Source organism: Couchioplanes azureus (assembly GCF_014648355.1).
Taxonomy (GTDB): domain Bacteria; phylum Actinomycetota; class Actinomycetes; order Mycobacteriales; family Micromonosporaceae; genus Actinoplanes; species Actinoplanes azureus.
Genome location: NZ_BMQY01000001.1, coordinates 542,332 through 557,796 on the forward strand (window position 1 = coordinate 542,332; position 15,465 = coordinate 557,796).

Annotated in this window: 14 protein-coding genes; 8 read left to right on the forward strand and 6 right to left on the reverse strand. The window is 72.1% G+C overall.

What is annotated here, in order from left to right; all coding sequences use genetic code 11:
* Positions 1–38: 38 nt before the first annotated feature.
* Positions 39–1,259: an aminotransferase class V-fold PLP-dependent enzyme gene (locus tag IEY99_RS02530; protein WP_229798035.1), complete on the forward strand. Its 1,221-nt coding sequence runs from the start codon at positions 39–41 to the stop codon at positions 1,257–1,259.
* 405 nt (positions 1,260–1,664) lie between these two features.
* On the forward strand, positions 1,665–2,078 hold the full coding sequence (locus IEY99_RS02535) for a C40 family peptidase (RefSeq protein ID WP_189199021.1): 414 nt from the start codon (positions 1,665–1,667) through the stop codon (positions 2,076–2,078).
* A gap of 15 nt (positions 2,079–2,093) precedes the next feature.
* Here IEY99_RS02535 and IEY99_RS02540 read toward each other — a convergent pair whose 3' ends face one another.
* From IEY99_RS02540 to IEY99_RS02550, 3 genes are read right to left on the reverse strand one after another with little or no spacing between them, the layout of a single operon-like run.
* Complete coding sequence (locus IEY99_RS02540) at positions 2,094–3,179, reverse strand: alcohol dehydrogenase catalytic domain-containing protein (RefSeq protein WP_229798037.1); 1,086 nt, start codon at positions 3,177–3,179, stop codon at positions 2,094–2,096.
* Positions 3,176–4,570, reverse strand: a complete 1,395-nt coding sequence (locus IEY99_RS02545; RefSeq protein ID WP_189199022.1) for an aldehyde dehydrogenase family protein — start codon at positions 4,568–4,570, stop codon at positions 3,176–3,178. Before IEY99_RS02545 ends, IEY99_RS02540 begins: the two co-directional genes overlap by 4 nt.
* The gene (locus IEY99_RS02550) at positions 4,567–5,196 is read right to left on the reverse strand and encodes a TetR/AcrR family transcriptional regulator (RefSeq protein ID WP_189199023.1); all 630 of its coding nucleotides are present in this window, start codon (positions 5,194–5,196) and stop codon (positions 4,567–4,569) included. The genes IEY99_RS02545 and IEY99_RS02550 overlap by 4 nt, the downstream gene beginning before the upstream one ends.
* 54 nt (positions 5,197–5,250) lie before the next feature.
* On the opposite strand from IEY99_RS02550, the gene IEY99_RS02555 reads away from it, so the two are divergent.
* Together IEY99_RS02555 and IEY99_RS02560 are read left to right on the forward strand one after the other, a co-directional pair.
* Positions 5,251–6,423: an acyl-CoA dehydrogenase family protein gene (locus tag IEY99_RS02555; RefSeq protein WP_189199024.1), complete on the forward strand. Its 1,173-nt coding sequence runs from the start codon at positions 5,251–5,253 to the stop codon at positions 6,421–6,423.
* A 114-nt stretch (positions 6,424–6,537) separates the two neighbouring features.
* Complete coding sequence (locus IEY99_RS02560; protein WP_189199025.1) at positions 6,538–8,076, forward strand: long-chain-fatty-acid--CoA ligase; 1,539 nt, start codon at positions 6,538–6,540, stop codon at positions 8,074–8,076.
* Here the strand turns inward: IEY99_RS02560 and IEY99_RS02565 are convergent.
* Complete coding sequence (locus IEY99_RS02565) at positions 8,050–8,445, reverse strand: (deoxy)nucleoside triphosphate pyrophosphohydrolase (protein WP_308427018.1); 396 nt, start codon at positions 8,443–8,445, stop codon at positions 8,050–8,052. The two genes, IEY99_RS02560 and IEY99_RS02565, sit on opposite strands and share 27 nt — an antisense overlap.
* Positions 8,446–8,667: 222 nt before the next feature.
* Here IEY99_RS02565 and IEY99_RS02570 point away from each other — a divergent pair, with 222 nt between their 5' ends.
* The 4 genes from IEY99_RS02570 (at position 8,668) to IEY99_RS02585 (ending at position 13,925) form a co-directional block, all read left to right on the forward strand.
* A complete protein-coding gene (locus IEY99_RS02570; RefSeq protein WP_189199027.1) occupies positions 8,668–8,979 on the forward strand; it encodes a 4a-hydroxytetrahydrobiopterin dehydratase in 312 nt (103 codons plus the stop codon).
* 24 nt (positions 8,980–9,003) lie between these two features.
* Positions 9,004–9,366 (forward strand): PH domain-containing protein, encoded by a 363-nt coding sequence (locus tag IEY99_RS02575; RefSeq protein ID WP_189199028.1) that lies wholly within the window; start codon positions 9,004–9,006, stop codon positions 9,364–9,366.
* Between the two features lie 87 nt (positions 9,367–9,453).
* Positions 9,454–12,258: a PQQ-dependent sugar dehydrogenase gene (locus tag IEY99_RS02580; RefSeq protein WP_189199029.1), complete on the forward strand. Its 2,805-nt coding sequence runs from the start codon at positions 9,454–9,456 to the stop codon at positions 12,256–12,258.
* The gene (locus IEY99_RS02585) at positions 12,255–13,925 is read left to right on the forward strand and encodes a ThuA domain-containing protein (protein WP_189199030.1); all 1,671 of its coding nucleotides are present in this window, start codon (positions 12,255–12,257) and stop codon (positions 13,923–13,925) included. Before IEY99_RS02580 ends, IEY99_RS02585 begins: the two co-directional genes overlap by 4 nt.
* Here IEY99_RS02585 and IEY99_RS02590 read toward each other — a convergent pair.
* Together IEY99_RS02590 and IEY99_RS02595 are read right to left on the reverse strand one after the other, a co-directional pair.
* Positions 13,922–14,662 carry a Type 1 glutamine amidotransferase-like domain-containing protein gene (locus tag IEY99_RS02590; protein WP_189199031.1) on the reverse strand — a complete coding sequence of 247 codons (741 nt, stop codon included), beginning with the start codon at positions 14,660–14,662 and terminating at the stop codon, positions 13,922–13,924. The genes IEY99_RS02585 and IEY99_RS02590 overlap by 4 nt on opposite strands.
* Positions 14,659–15,306, reverse strand: a complete 648-nt coding sequence (locus IEY99_RS02595; RefSeq protein ID WP_229798039.1) for a DNA polymerase subunit beta — start codon at positions 15,304–15,306, stop codon at positions 14,659–14,661. Before IEY99_RS02595 ends, IEY99_RS02590 begins: the two co-directional genes overlap by 4 nt.
* Between the last annotated feature and the right edge of the window lie 159 nt (positions 15,307–15,465).

Consider the following 15,465-nt stretch of genomic DNA (forward strand, 5'->3'; position numbering starts at 1 on the left):
TCCTTCGGAACCATACACACATGCGTCGATGCCGTGCAGTGAGTGAAGGTAGGTTCTGTGCCAGACCGCCGGACCAGGGAGTTGCCATCGCCACCGTCGACGTCGACCGCGCCCGCCGGGAAACCCCGGGCTGCGCCTCGGTCACCCACCTCAACAACGCCGGCGCCGCCCTGCCGCCGGCCGCCGTCACCGACACCGTCATCGGGTACCTGCAGCGGGAGAGCCGGATCGGCGGCTACGAGGCCGCGGCGGAAGCCGCCGGGCGGGTCGAGGACGTCTACCGCTCGCTGGCCCGCCTGATCGGCGCCGACCCCGACGAGATCGCCGTGGTGGAGAACGCGACCCGCGCCTGGGACATGGCCTTCTACGGGTTCGGCTTCCGGCCGGGCGACCGCATCCTGACGACCCGCGCGGAGTATGCGAGCAACGTCATCGCCCTGCTCCAGGTGGCCCGCCGCACGGGCGCGGTCGTCGAGCTGGTCGATGACGACGAGCACGGCCAGATCGACGTGGCGGACCTGGCGAGACGCCTGGACGACACGGTGAAGCTGGTCGCGCTGACCCACGTACCCTCCTCCGGCGGCCTGGTCAACCCTGCGGCAGAGGTCGGCAAGCTTACCCGCGCGGCCGGAGTGCCCTTCCTGCTCGACGCCTGCCAGTCCGTCGGCCAGCTGCCGATCGACGTCCGGGAGATCGGCTGCGACCTGCTCTCGGCGACCGGGCGCAAGTTCCTGCGCGCCCCGCGCGGCACCGGGTTCCTCTACGCCCGCCGCGAGCTCGCGCAGCGCCTCGAACCGCCCCTGCTCGACCTGCACGCGGCGAGCTGGCCGGCGCCGGACCGGTACGAGATCCGCCCGGACGCCCGCCGCTTCGAGACCTGGGAGACCAACTACGCGACGAAGCTCGGCCTGGGCGCGGCGGCCGACTACGCGCTGTCCTGGGACGCCGAGGCGACCACGGCCCGCATCGCCATGCTGGCCGAAGGCCTGCGCGAGCGCCTGCGTGCCGTGTCCGGCGTCTCCGTGCACGACCGCGGCGCCCGGCTGGGCGGCATCGTGACGTTCACCGTCGACGGCGTCGACGCGGCCGAGGTGAAGCGGACCCTGGGTGCCGCCGGCATCAACACCAGCACGAGCTCCGCGGACTACGCCCAGTGGCACCTCAAGGGACGCGGCCTGCCGGACGTGGTCCGGGCGTCGGTGCACTACTACAACACCGAGGAGGAGCTGGACCTGCTCTGCCGCCACCTCCCGCACTGAAGATCACCCTTACCGGTGATCGGCGGGAGGGCCCGCCCGGTGCCGCCGACGTGGCGGCCCGGCCGCCTCGGACAAGATCAACGAGTGGCGCGCCTCCGGGGTTTCCCGCCGCGCGCGCCACCTTGACGTGGGCTCCCGGCTGTGCGGATTGACCAGTGAAGACAGTGCCGAGTTACGGTCCGCCAGTCAGACGTTTCGCCCGGATCGGCCCATGCCGGCGGGCCGACCGAGGAGCCCGCACTGTCCACGAGCCCGCTGCGCCTGGCCGCCTGCGCCGGTGCGCTCTCCCTGCTGCTGCTGCCCGCCCCCACGAAGGCGGCACCCGCCACCCTCGAGGCACCCGCCGTCTCGGCCGAGAAGCACCGGCCCCTGCCGGTGGCCTGGCAAGCTCCACGGCTGAGGCCGGTGAAGGTTCCCCGGCTGACGCCGCGCAAGGTGCCGCGCCTGTCGGCACGGCAACTGGCCCTGCGGCACGCCCGCGCCCGGGTCCGGGTCGTCGCGTACGCCCGGGCCCAGCGCGGTGACCGGTACGCGTACGGCGCCAGCGGCCCGCACCGGTGGGACTGCTCCGGCCTGACCGCCCGCACCTACCGGGTGGTGGGCATCCGCCTGCCGCACTCGTCGAGGGCGCAGGCCCGGCGCGGCAAGCGGGTCACGCCCCGGGCCGCCCGGGTCGGGGACCTGGTCGCCATGCGCGGGCACGTCGGCATCCTGGTGGGCCGCTGGCGCATGGTGGACGCGCCGGGTGCCGGACGCCGCGTGACGGAACGGTTCATCTACCGCACCTCCACGCTGCAGTTCCGGCGGCTGATCGGCTGACGGGCGCGGACCGGGTCAGAAGACGACCACGGAACGGGCGCCCTCGCCGCGGGCCATCCGCTCGAACGCCGCCGGCACGTCCGCCAGGCCGATGCGGTCCGTCACGAGGTGGTCGAGGGTCAGCGCGCCCGACAGCACCTCGCGGGCGAGCAGCGGCACCTCCACGTCCGGATCGGACGATCCGTACACCGAGGCGCGCAGGGTCCGCGCGGACGTGAAGATGTCCAGCGCGCTCAGCTCGACCATGTCGTCGGCCCGGCCCATGCCGACCACCGTCACCTGTCCGCCGCGGCGGGTGGCCCGCCAGGCCGCGCGGATGGTCGCCGCCCGGCCGACGCACTCGAAGGCGTGGTCCGCGCCGCGTCCCTGCGTGCGGGCCCGGACGTCCTTCGACAGCGTCTCGCCCGACACCAGGAACTCGGTCGCGCCCGCCGCCTCGGCCAGCGCCTTCTTGCCTTCCGACACGTCCACGGCGAGCACCGTCGCCGCTCCGGCGGCGCGCGCGGCGGAGACCACCGACAGGCCGACGCCGCCCAGGCCGAGCACCACCACCGCGTCGCCCGCGCCGACCCGGGCCGTGTTGCGCACCGCACCGGTGCCGGTCAGCACCGCGCAGCCGAGCAGGGCCGCGCTCTCCCAACCGAGCTCGGCCGGTACGCCGATCACGGCGCGTTCCGGCACCACGACCTGCTCGGCGAAGGCGCCCAGCCCCAGCATCACGTGCACGGGCGCGCCGTCGAGCGTCATGCCGTTCTCCAGCGCGGCCACGTTCGCCGTCGCGCAGAGCCACGGTTCGCCGTGGGTGCAGAACCAGCAGTCGCGGCACGGGGGCGACCAGTCGAGGGCGACGTGCGTACCCGGGGAGACACGGGTGACGCCCGCGCCCACCTCGACCACCTCGCCGGCCGCCTCGTGCCCGAGGATCAGCGGGTGCGGCGGTCGCAACGTCCCGTTCACCATCGACAGGTCCGAGTGGCACACGCCGGCCGCGCGGATGCGGACCCGGACCTGGCCGGGGCCGATCTCGGGAAGGTGGATCTCCTCGACCGCGGGCGGCACGCCCGGGCCGCGTGCCACGAGGGCACGGATGTGAGCCGTCACTGCTGGATCGCCTTCGTCTGCTGGAACTCGTGGAGGCCGTGCACACCGAACTCACGGCCGATGCCTGACTGCTTGTAGCCGCCGAACGGCGCGAACGGGTTGAACGCGCCGCCGTTGACGTCCACCGCCCCGGTGCGCATCCGGCGGGCCACCGCGAGGGCCCGGCCGGGCTCGCCCCAGACCCCGCCGGCGAGGCCGTAGCGGGAGTTGTTGGCGATGCGCACCGCCTCGTCGTCGTCGGAGAAGGGAATGATCGACAGGACCGGTCCGAAGATCTCCTCCTGGGCCAGTTCGCTGTCCGGGTCCACGTCCGCGAAGACGGTGGGAGCCACAAAATACCCTCTCTCCGGTACGGGCGCGCCACCCGCGACGAGCCGGGCGTCCGCGCGCGCGATGAAGCCGCGCACCCGCTCGCGCTGCGCCGCGGAGACCAGCGGGCCGAGCCGGGTGGCCTCGTCGAAGGGGTCGCCGGTGCGGTAGCCGGCCGCGGCGGACGCGGCCAGCTCGACCGCCGTGTCGTAGTGGGCGCGGTGGACCAGCATGCGGGTCCACGCCGAGCAGGTCTGGCCGGAGTTGAGGAACGCGTTGGCGACGCCGACCTTCACCGCCTTCGGCACGTCGGCGTCCTCGAGGATCACGTTGGCCGACTTGCCGCCCAGCTCCAGCGCGACCCGGGCGATCCGGTCGGCGGCCGCGTGCGAGATCGCCCGGCCGGTGGCGGTGGAGCCGGTGAAGGACACCATGTCGACGTGCGGATGGGCGGCGATCGCGGCGCCGACGGCCGGGCCGGTGCCGGGCACGAGGTTGAGAACCCCGGCGGGCAGGCCGATCTCGTCGGCGGCGTCGACGAGAAGGTACGCGACCAGCGGCGTCAGCTCGCTCGGCTTGAGCACCACGGTGCAGCCGGCGGCGAGGGCGGCGGCCACCTTGGCGACCACCTGGTGCAGCGGGTAGTTCCACGGCGTGATCGCGCCGACGACGCCCACCGGTTCGCGGACCACCACCGAGTTGCCGATGGTCTCCTCCGCCACCGGCTGGGCGGCCAGGTCCGCGTACCCCCGCAGCACGGTGAGCGGAAGTCCGGCCTGGACCGCCTTCGCGATCTTGACCGGCGTGCCGAGCTCCAGCCCCACCGTCCGGGCGATGTCGGCCGAGCGGGTGGCGAGCGCCTCGTGCAGCTTGCCGAGCAGGGCGCCGCGCTCCGCCATCGGGGTGCCGGCCCATCCGTCGAAGGCGGCCCGCGCGGCGGCGACGGCCCGGTCCACGTCCTGCGCGGTGCCGGCCGGTACGTGGCCGAGGATCTCCTCGGTCGCCGGGTTCTCCACCGCGATCGTCTCCGCCGACGACGGCGCGACCCAGCGGCCGCCGATGTAGATGCTGTCCCGGTTCATCGCAGCACTCCGTTCCGCATGGCCTCGAGGCCGGTGATCACGGTTTCCAGGCCGAGCGCGAACGCGCCTTCGTCGACGCTGCGGCGGTGCTCGGCCAGCAGGTGGGCGTCCCGCAGGTGGGGATAGCGCTCGGCGTAGACCTGCGGGTCCTCGTCGAAGCCCTGGGCGAAGGAGCCGAGCGCCGAGCCCTGCACCAGGTAGCGCATCAGCGCGCCGATGTGGGTGGCCCGCGCGGGCGGCCACCCCGCCGCGATGAGCCCGCCGTAGACGGTGTCGGCCATGGCGAGCGCGGCCGGGCGGCGCCCGGGGCCCTGGGCCAGCACCGGAACGATGTTCGGGTGGGCGCAGAGCACCGCGTGGTACGAGTTCGCCCAGTGCCGCAGCGCGTCCGCCCACCCGTGCGTGGCGAAGGCCGACACGTCCACCTGGGCGACGACCGCGTCGGCGACCGCGTCCAGAATCTCGTTCTTGGTGGCGAAATGGTGGTAGAGCGAGGGCCCGGCGACCCCGAGCTCGGTGGCGAGGCGCCGCACGGAGACGGCCTCGAGCCCCTCGGCATCCACCAGGGCGGCCGCCACCTCGACGATCCGCTGCCGGGTGAGCACCGTCTGGCGGGGGCGGGCCATTCCATGCTCCTGCGACTCTGGACTCCGGAAAACTTACGCCGCTAGTTTTAGCACGTGGACTTTTCACTCAGCGACGAAGAGCGGGCCGTCCGCGACACCGCTCGCCAGTTCATCACCCGCGAGGTCATGCCGCTCGAGCAGGAGGCGCTGCGCCGCGAGCGGGAACACCGGCCCGGCCTGGACCGCAGCGAGCTGCGCGAGCTGCGGCTCAAGGCCAGGAAGTTCGGTTTCTGGGGACTGTCCACTCCGGAGGAGTACGGCGGGATGAACCTGCCCGCCGTCATGCAGTCACTGATCCTGACCGAGACCGGCCGCTCGTTCGTCCAGTTCTCGTTCGGCGGCGAGGCCGACAACATCCTCTACCACGCCAACGCGGAGCAGAAGCGGGAGTACCTGATCCCCACGATCGAGGGCGAGCGGGTCTCCTGCTTCGCGATCACCGAGCCCGGCGCCGGCTCGGACGCGGCGAACATCAAGCTCAGCGCGCGGCGCGACGGCGACGACTGGGTGCTCGACGGCGAGAAGACGTTCATCACCAACGGCAACGACGCCGACTTCGCCATCGTGGTGGCGGTGACCGACCGGGAGAAGGGCGTCCGCGGTGGCGGGACGACGGCGTTCCTGGTGGACCGCGAGATGGGGTGGCGCTCCGAGTTCATCCAGACCATGGGCGAGGGCGGGCCGGCCGCGCTGGTCTTCGACAACGTCCGGGTGCCGTCGCGCAACATCCTCGGCGAGATCGGGCAGGGCTTCGAGCTCGGCATGAAGTGGATCGGCAAGGGCCGCTACCTGATCCCGTCGCACGCGCTGGGCATCGCCGAGCGGGCGCTCGGCATGGCGATCGACTACGCCAACACCCGCGAGACCTTCGGCCGCCGGATCGGCGAGAACCAGGCCATCCAGTGGATGATCGCGGACTCCGAGGTCGAGCTCGAGGCGGCCCGCTGGCTGACCCTGCGCGCGGCCTGGACGGTCGACCAGGGCCAGGACCCGCGGCACTCGTCCTCGATGGCGAAGCTGTACGGCGCGAACATGGTCAACAACGTGGTGGACCGGGTGCTGCAGATCCACGGCGGCATGGGCTACACCCGCGAGCTGCCCATCGAGCGGTGGTACCGCCAGGTCCGCCTGATGCGCATCTACGAAGGCACCGACGAGATGCAACGCCTGATCATCTCCAGAGATCTCCTACGGGGATACACCAAGATCGGAGGGCACTTGGCATGACCGACTGCACCGCAGCGAAGCAAGGGCCAGGAGGGCATGCCGAGGGAGGCGCAGCATGACCGACTGCACCGCAGCGAAGCAAGGGCCAGGAGGGCATGCCGAGGGAGGCGCAGCATGACCGCACTGTCGTTGGCCACCATCCTCGCCGAGTCCGCACGCCGGTATCCCGACAAGGTCGCCGTCGTCGACGGCGAGACCCGCACGACCTACCGGGACCTCTGGGCGGAATCCCTCTCCTACGCGGCGGGCCTGCAGGAGCTGGGCATCCGGCCCGACGACGCGGTGGCCGTGCTGATCCCCAACATCACCGACTTCCCCCGGGTCTACTACGGCGCGCTGGCCGCCGGCGCGCGCGTCGTGCCGGTGCATCTGCTGCTGACCCCCGAGGAGATGGCGTACATCCTTCGCGACAGCGGCGCGAGCATGCTCGTGGCGCACTCCAGCCAGCTCCAGACGGCGACCGCCGCCGCGTTGAAGGCCGGAGTCCGGCTCGTCTCCGTGGGCCCGCTGCCGCCCGATCTGCCGGAGGCCCCGCAACGCCTGGAGAAGGCCGTCGTGGCGGTCCCCCGGCTGCCGACGTACGTGTCCCGCGAGGCCGAGGACGTCGCGGTCGTCTTCTACACCAGCGGCACCACCGGCCAGCCGAAGGGCGCCCTGCTGACCCACCTCAACCTGGTGATGAACGCGACCGTCAACGTCTTCGACGTCAACGACGTGCGCCACGACGACGTGGTCCTGGGCTGCCTGCCGCTGTTCCACACGTTCGGCCAGTCGGTGAGCATGAACGGCGCCTTCCGCGTCGGCAACACGCTCGTACTGCTGGCCCGCTTCACCGGCGAGGCGGCGATCGAGCTGATGGTGCGCGAGCGCGTGACCGCCTTCCACGGCGTACCGACGATGTACGTCGCGTTGCTCGAGGCGGCCGCCAAGGCCGACCGGAAGCCGGACCTCCGGCTCTGCGTCTCCGGCGGTGCCTCCCTGCCGGTGGCCGTCCTGGAGAGGTTCGCCGAGACCTTCGGCGCCACCATCTTCGAGGGGTACGGGCTCTCGGAGACCTCCCCGACCGCGACCGCCAACCAGCCGGCGTTCGGCGCCCGGCCCGGCACGATCGGGCATCCGGTCTGGGGCGTCGAGGTGGAGATCGCCCGGGCCGAGGTCGACGACCGCGTCGAGCTGCTGCCCGCCGGGGAGCTCGGCGAGATCGTGATCCGCGGCCACAACGTCTTCGCCGGCTATCTCAACCGGCCGGAGGAGTCCGCCCAGGCCCTGGTCGACGGCTGGTTCCGCAGCGGCGACCTGGGCACCAAGGACGCCGACGGCTTCATCACCGTCGTCGACCGCAAGAAGGACCTGGTCATCCGCGGCGGTTTCAACGTCTACCCGCGCGAGGTCGAGGAGGTGCTGGCTCGCCATCCCGGGGTCGTGCAGGTCGCGGTGATCGGCGTGCCGGACGAGCTGCACGGCGAGGAGATCTGCGCGGTCGTGGTGCCGGACGCCGGCGGCGTGACCGCCGAGGAGCTGGTCGAGTGGTCGAAGGAGCGGCTGGGCCGGCACAAGTATCCGCGTCAGGTCCGCTTCGTCGAGCAGCTGCCGATGGGGCCGAGCTTCAAGGTGCTCAAGCGGGAGCTACGCAAGACGTTCGGCGGCCAGTAGCGCGGGCAGCTCCGCCACGATCGGCTCGTCGGCGGGCAGCCAGGGCACGCTGCCGAGCTCGTCGACGGCGAGCCAGCGCATCGCGGTGTGCTCCAGGGCGCGCGGCACGTCGCCGTCCCGGAGCGTCACCGCGAAGACGCGCAGCACGGCGCGGCCGTGCGCCAGCGACACGTCCGGACCGACCCGCGCACCGACTTCCACCCGGACGCCCAGTTCCTCCGCGCATTCGCGGGCGAGGGCCTGGGCGTCGCTCTCCCCGGGCTCGACCTTGCCGCCGGGAAACTCCCAACGCCCGGCAACCTCGGCCGGCGCGGACCGCTCGCACGCCAGCACCCGGCCGTCCTTGACGATGGCGGCCGCAACAATCACTCTGCGTGACGACGAGGCGCTGACGTGCTGTCCAGGGGGCATGAGCCTAGAGCGTGCCACAAATCTTGACCGAACAGGTTGAGCGATGCGTCCCGATCGTCACGAGAACACGGATATGTGGGCGTGGACATCGTTGACAGTGCGGACCACACTGTGGGCACTGACATGACGACATGGCGACAGTTTGGCCACAAGCCGGCAACGACGCCTGGGAGGTGGGCCATGCGGGGCAGGAAGACACGGGGCGCCCGCCCCGATTACCTGACCGACGCACTCGCGGTGCTGGGCGGCTGGACCCGGGACGGTGTCCAGCTCAAACGCGTCCTCCCCTGCGACGACAGCCAGCACGCCGCCCTGACCGAGCGGATCAAGGTCGCCGCCGACACCCTGCGCCTGCGGCCGCGCATCCAGCGCGCGAACGGTCACACCCAGATCCTGCTCGGCGCGTCGGACGGCGGGGCCATCACCGACGGTGAGGTCACCCTGGCCGCCCGGATCGAGGACGCCTACCGCACGGTCGTCGGGCCACGGTAGCGCCCGCTCGCTAGCCTCGGCACCATGACGGCACCGGTCTACGACAGCAAGGGTCAGTACCAGCAGATCGCGTCCGGCCTCCTCGAAGGTGAGCAGATCATCGCGGTCTACGACGCGGTCGGCGTCGGCACCGGCTTCATCGGCCTCACCGACCGCCGAGTGATCATCCAGGACAAGTCCTTCGTCGGCAAGCGCTTCGCGATCACGAGCATTCCGTACTCGAAGATCAGCAGCGTGAGCGTGGTGAGCAACAAGAGCTGGGCCGGTCAGTACTTCTCCACCGGCACCATCGCGATCACCGTCGGCCAGCACGTCTACGAGGTCGAGTTCCGTGGCTCCGAGAAGACCCACCACGTGCACAACGTGATCCTGCACTACGCCGCCTGACGGCGACTTTTGTCGCCATGGACGAAAGTGCGTCCATGGAGACCTAAAGCGTGGACAGCAACGTCAGAAGTCGCTAGACATTCATACATGTCAAGACTTCGATCGGCCGCGGTGCTGGCCGTGACGGCGGCCGCCCTGCTCACCGCCGTGTCCGCCCCCGCGCGGGCGCATGACATCGATCCCGACGACTACCAGCAAGTGACCCTCGCCAAGGGCGTCGCCGAGGTCGGCGAGCCGATGGCGATCGCCGTCCTGCCCGACCGGTCCGTGCTGCACACCGCGCGCAACGGGACGCTGCGGCGCACGGACGCGAACGGCACCACCACCGTCATCGGCACGGTCGCCGTCTACAGCCACGACGAGGAAGGCCTGCAGGGCGTCGGCGTCGACCCGGGCTTCGCCACCAACCGGCACATCTACCTCTACTACGCGCCGCCGCTCGCCACGCCCTCCGGCGACGCCCCGGCCAGCGGCACCACCTGGACGTCCTGGCAGGGCGTCAACCGGCTGTCGCGGTACACGCTCAACGCCGACTTCAGCCTGAACACCGCCAGCAAGGTCGACGTCCTCGACGTGCCGGCCGACCGTGGCCTCTGCTGCCACGTCGGCGGCGACATCGACTTCGACGCGGCGGGCAACCTCTACCTGTCCACCGGCGACGACTCCAACCCGTTCGACTCCGCCGGCTACTCGCCGCTCGACGAACGGACCAACCGCAATCCCGGGTACGACGCGCAGCGCAGCGCCGGCAACACCAACGACCTGCGGGGCAAGGTGCTGCGGATCAAGGTGAACGCCAACGGGTCGTACTCCATCCCGGCCGGCAACCTGTTCCCGCCCGGCACCGCGGGCACCCGGCCCGAGATCTACGCGATGGGCTTCCGCAACCCGTTCCGGATGAGCGTCGACCGGGCCACCGGCGTCGTCTACCTCGGCGACTACGGACCCGACGCGGGCGCCACCAATCCCGCGCGCGGACCGGGTGGCCAGGTCGAGTTCAACCGGATCACGAGCCCGGGCAACTACGGCTGGCCGTACTGCACGGGCACCAACACCCCCACCGAGACCTACAACGAGTGGAACTTCGCCACCAACAGCACCGGGCCGAAGTACGACTGCGCCAACGGTCCGCTCAACAACTCGTTCCGCAACACCGGCCAGGCCAAGCTGCCACCGGCCCGCCCGGCCTGGATCAAGTACGGCGGCGACGCCGGCTCCCCGCCGGAGTTCGGCACCGGCTCGGAGTCCCCGATGGGCGGCCCGGTCTACCGCTTCGACCCGGGCCTCGCCTCGCCGACGAAGTTCCCGGCCGCCCTCGACGGGCACTTCTTCGCCGGCGAGCTGGGCCGGGGCTGGATCAAGCCGATCCACGTCGGCGCGGACGGCTCGGCCGGCCAGATCTCCGCGTTCCCCTGGGCGGGCAAGCAGGTCATGGACATGGCCTTCGGCCCGGAGGGCGCGCTGTACGTCCTCGACTACGGCACCGGCTACTTCAACGGCGACGAGAACTCGGCGCTCTACCGCTTCGACTATCTCGGCGGGGCCAACCGGGCACCGACCGCGGTGGCCGGCGCCGACCGGACCTCCGGGCAGGCACCGCTCACCGTGACGTTCTCCGCGGCGGGCTCGTCGGATCCGGAGGGGGGCGGGCTGACCTACTCGTGGAACTTCGGCGACGGCACCACCTCGACGGCGGCGAACCCGACGAAGACCTACACCCGCAACGGCACGTTCGCCGCGACACTGACGGTCACCGACGCGGAGGGCCTCACCGGCACCGCGACCGTAACGGTCACGGTCGGCAACACCGCTCCGACGGTACGGATCGCCGACCCGCCCGCCGGCTCCCTGTTCACCTACGGCGACTCCATCCCGTTCACCGTCACGGTCACCGACCCGGAGGACACGTCGATCGACTGCGCCAAGGTCACGATGACCTACGTCCTGGGCCACGACAACCACGGACACCAGATCACCTCGCGCACCGGCTGCACCGGCACGATCGGAATCCCGGTCGACGGTGAGCACGACTCGGCGGCGAACATCTTCGCGGTCTTCGACGCCGAGTACACCGACGCCGGCGGCCTGACCACGCACACCCAGCACATCCTCCAGCCGCGGCACCGCCAGGCGGAGCACTACAAGGCGGCCTCCGGCGTCACCCCGATCACCAAGGCCCAGGCCGAGGGCGGCAGGACGGTCGGCAACATCCACCACGGCGACTGGGTCTCGTTCGAGCCGTACCGGCTGGACAAGGCCGTCTCCTTCACCGCCCGGGTCTCCTCCGGCGGCACCGGCGGCACCCTGCAACTCCGGACGGGCTCGCCGACCGGCACCGTGCTCGGGTCCGCGACGGTCCCGGTGACCGGGAGCTGGGAGACGTTCACCGAGGTGACCGGGACGATCAGCGGCGCCCCGGCGGCCGGCGGCACGCTCTATCTGACCTTCTCCGGCGGGGCGGGCGCCCTGTTCGACGTGGACGCGTTCACCCTCGACGGCGCCGGCACCGCGCGCACCGGGGCGATCCGGGGCCTGGCCGGCAAGTGCCTGGACGTGGCGGGGGGCTCCCCGGCCGACGGCACGAAGGTCCAGCTCTACACGTGCAACGGCACCGCGGCGCAGACCTGGACGGTCAGCCCCGAGAGCACGATCAAGGCCCTCGGCAAGTGCCTCGACGTCGCCGGGGGCGGCACCGCGAACGGCACCAGGGCCCAGCTCTACACGTGCAACGGCACCGGCGCCCAGGCCTGGTCCGCGCGGGCCGACGGCACGATCCGCAACCCGCAGTCGGGGCGCTGCCTCGACGTCTCCGCCAACAATCCCGCCGACGGCCAGCAGATCCACATCTGGGACTGCCACGGCGCGGCCAACCAGAAGTGGGTGCTGCCATGATCGGCAAACTGCTCGCCGCCCTGCTCCTGATCCCGGCGCCGGCGGTGGCCGCCGACGACCCGTACGACGTGCTGGTCTTCTCCCGGACCACCGGCTTCCGGCACGACTCCATCGCGGCCGGCACCCAGGCCGTCCGCGACCTCGGCGCCCAGCACGGCTTCTCGGTCACCGCGACCGAGGACCCTGCCGTCTTCACCGCCGCCGGCCTCGCCGGCTACGAGGCGGTCGTCTTCCTCAACACCACCGGTGACGTCCTCGACACCGCCCAGCAGGCCGCCTTCGAGGGCTACATCCGCGGCGGCGGCGGGTACGCGGGCGTGCACGCCGCCGCCGACACGGAGTACGGCTGGCCCTTCTACGGCGAGCTCGTCGGTGCCTGGTTCGCCTCCCACCCGGCGATCCAGCCCGCCACCGTGGTGCTCGAGGACCGGGCGCACGCGGCGACCGCCCACCTGCCGCAACGCTGGAACCGCACCGACGAGTGGTACGACTACCGCACCAACGCCCGCTCGACCGCGCATGTGCTGGCCACGCTCGACGAGAGCACGTACTCCGGAGGCCGGATGGGCGCCGACCACCCGCACGCGTGGTGCAAGACCCTCGACGCCGGCCGCTCCTTCTACACCGGCGGCGGGCACACGCGGGAGTCGTACGCCGATCCCGCCTTCCGCGCCCACCTGCTCGGCGGCATCCGCTACGCGGCCGGCCGGACCAACGCCGACTGCCGCCCCGAGACCGGCTACGCGAAGCTTTACGACGGCGCGACGACCGGCTGGTCGCAGGCCGGTCCGGGCGGCTTCACCAACACGGACGCGACCCTGACCTCCACCGGCGGCATGGGCCTGTTCTGGTACAGCGCCGCACAGTTCACCAGCTACTCGCTCAAGCTGGACTGGAAGCTGGCCGGCGACGACAACTCCGGCGTCTTCCTCGGTTTCCCGCCCTCGGACGACCCGTGGTCCGCGGTGAACAACGGCTACGAGGTGCAGATCGACGCCACGGACGCGCCCGACCGCACCACCGGCGCCGTGTACGGGTTCAAGTCGGCCGACCTCGCCGCCCGCGACGCCGCGCTGAACCCGCCCGGCGAGTGGAACACCTTCGAGCTTCTGGTCGAGAGCGAGCGCCTGCAGATCTTCCTGAACGGCCGGAAGATCAACGATTTCACCAACGCCGACCCGGCGCGGTCCCTGGCCGGGCACATCGGCCTGCAGAACCACGGCGCGGGCGACGAGGTGTCCTTCCGCAACGTCCGCGTCAAGGAGCTCGGCGGCCCGCAGCCGCCGCGCACGGGACCGGTCGTCGGCCTGGCGGGCAAGTGCCTCGACGTCGCCGGCGCGGGTACGGCCGACGGCACGAAGGTCCAGCTCTACACGTGCAACGGGACCGCCGCGCAGACCTGGACCGTCACGCCCGGCGCCACCGTCAAGGCGCTGGGCAAGTGCCTGGACGTCGCCGGCGGCGGCACGGCCAACGGCACCCGGACGCAACTGTGGACGTGCAACGGCACCGGCGCCCAGACCTGGGCGGCCCAGCCGGACGGCACGATCCGCAACCCGCAGTCCGGCCGCTGCCTCGACGTCAGCGCCAACCGCCCGGTCGACGGCCAGCAGGTCCACATCTGGGACTGCCACGGCGCCGCCAACCAGCGGTGGACGCTCCCCTAGCCGTACTTGAGCACGCGGGTGGGCAGCGGCGTCTCGGTGACCGAGCCGCCCGCTGCCCGCTTCAGCTCGTAGCCCCGCGGGCCCTCCTTGTCGGCCACCACCTCGGCGAGCCGGGTGCCGCGATAGACCAGACCGGCGCCGTCGTCGGTCGCGTACCCGTCGGGCAGCGTCCCGTCGCCGATCAGCTTGTGCATCATCGGACGGCGCTGCTCCTCGGCGTCGTAGTGCACCCCGTTGCTGTACGGCAGCCACCCCAGCCCGTCGGTGAACCCGCGCAGCTTCAGCCCGTAGCTGTCCGTGCTGCCGCCGACGTGCCAGCAGATCGAGCCCGCGGAGACGCCACCGAGCACCACGCCCGCCTGCCACGCCTCGTGCAGGATCTCCTCGAGGCCGTGCACCCGCCACACCGCGCACAGGTTGGCGACGCTGCCGCCGTTGACCCAGATGACGTCCTGGTCCAGCAGGTGCGCGCGGATGTCCTCGTGGTTCGGCATCGGGAAGAGCTGCAGGTGCGACGCCCGGTAACCGGTCTTCGCGAAGGCCGCGTAGGTGGCACCGATCCAGTTCTCCGGGTCACCGGTGGCCTGGTGCAGGAAGCAGAACTTGGCGTCGGTCCCGGCGTTCGCCAGCTCGGCGGCGAAGTGATGGATCGGGCCGGGGCGCAGGTCGAAGAGTCCGTGCTCGCCCCGCTCGAAGCCGGCGCTGGTGGCGAGGATGGTGGGTTCATCGGCGGTCATCGCGACATCATGGCGCACGCGTCGGCCGTCTCCAGAACGAGGTCCGCGGCCGCGTCCAGGGCCGCCGACAGGTGCACGGGATCGCCGTCCACACCGGCGAAGAGCTCGTCGACCCGCCCGGCGAACCGTTCGGGCGCACCGGGCAGCGCCGCCGCCGCGGCCACCGCGCCCTTCTCGTTGATCAGCCACCGCCCGGCCGCGCCGTGCAGGGCGTGGGCGCAGACGCCGACGATGCGGAACAGGCAGCCGGCGATGTAGGACGAGTCGCCGCGGGACACCGCCTTGCGCGCCACGCCGGTCAGGAAGTCGGCCTCCCAGAGGCCGGCCACGAGCGCCTCGCGCAGCGCCGGCGGGACGGCCAGGGTGCGCGACCGCAGCGCCGACAGTTCGCCGGAGGGGTCGGCCAGGATCACCCCCAGAGCCACTTCCCCGGCGTACGCGAAGTCCGCGACGCCCAGCGGGTGCCCGGCCTGGGCGTGGAACGCGTACCGGCCGCGCTCGGCGTCCTCGGCCGCCCGGGTGACCCGGTCGAGGTCGCGGTAGATCCAGTCCACGGCGGCGCCGTCCACGGTGAGCCACCCGCCACCGTCCACCCACGGCCCCCACTCGCCGGGCGCGGTGACCCGGGCATGCGGCCCGGCCACCTCGCGGGCGAGGGCGTCGAGCGCGGCGACATCCAGCGGGGGACGGTAGTAGAGCCCGAGGTCGGTGTCGGAGTCGGAGTGTGCGTGCCTCGCGCGCGGCTGCCGCCGAGCAGCACGGCGACCACTCCGGGCACCGCCACCAGACGCGCCGCCAGCTCG

Bases quoted from the DNA above. Each gene is read 5' to 3' on its own strand.
- IEY99_RS02545 (WP_189199022.1), bottom strand. From the start codon at position 4,570: ATGAACCGGGACAGCATCTACATCGGCGGCCGCTGGGTCGCGCCGTCG.
- IEY99_RS02550 (WP_189199023.1), bottom strand. From the start codon at position 5,196: ATGGCCCGCCCCCGCCAGACGGTGCTCACCCGGCAGCGGATCGTCGAG.
- IEY99_RS02560 (WP_189199025.1), top strand. From the start codon at position 6,538: ATGACCGCACTGTCGTTGGCCACCATCCTCGCCGAGTCCGCACGCCGG.
- IEY99_RS02570 (WP_189199027.1), top strand. From the start codon at position 8,668: ATGCGGGGCAGGAAGACACGGGGCGCCCGCCCCGATTACCTGACCGAC.
- IEY99_RS02575 (WP_189199028.1), top strand. From the start codon at position 9,004: ATGACGGCACCGGTCTACGACAGCAAGGGTCAGTACCAGCAGATCGCG.
- IEY99_RS02580 (WP_189199029.1), top strand. From the start codon at position 9,454: ATGTCAAGACTTCGATCGGCCGCGGTGCTGGCCGTGACGGCGGCCGCC.
- IEY99_RS02585 (WP_189199030.1), top strand. From the start codon at position 12,255: ATGATCGGCAAACTGCTCGCCGCCCTGCTCCTGATCCCGGCGCCGGCG.
- IEY99_RS02590 (WP_189199031.1), bottom strand. From the start codon at position 14,662: ATGACCGCCGATGAACCCACCATCCTCGCCACCAGCGCCGGCTTCGAG.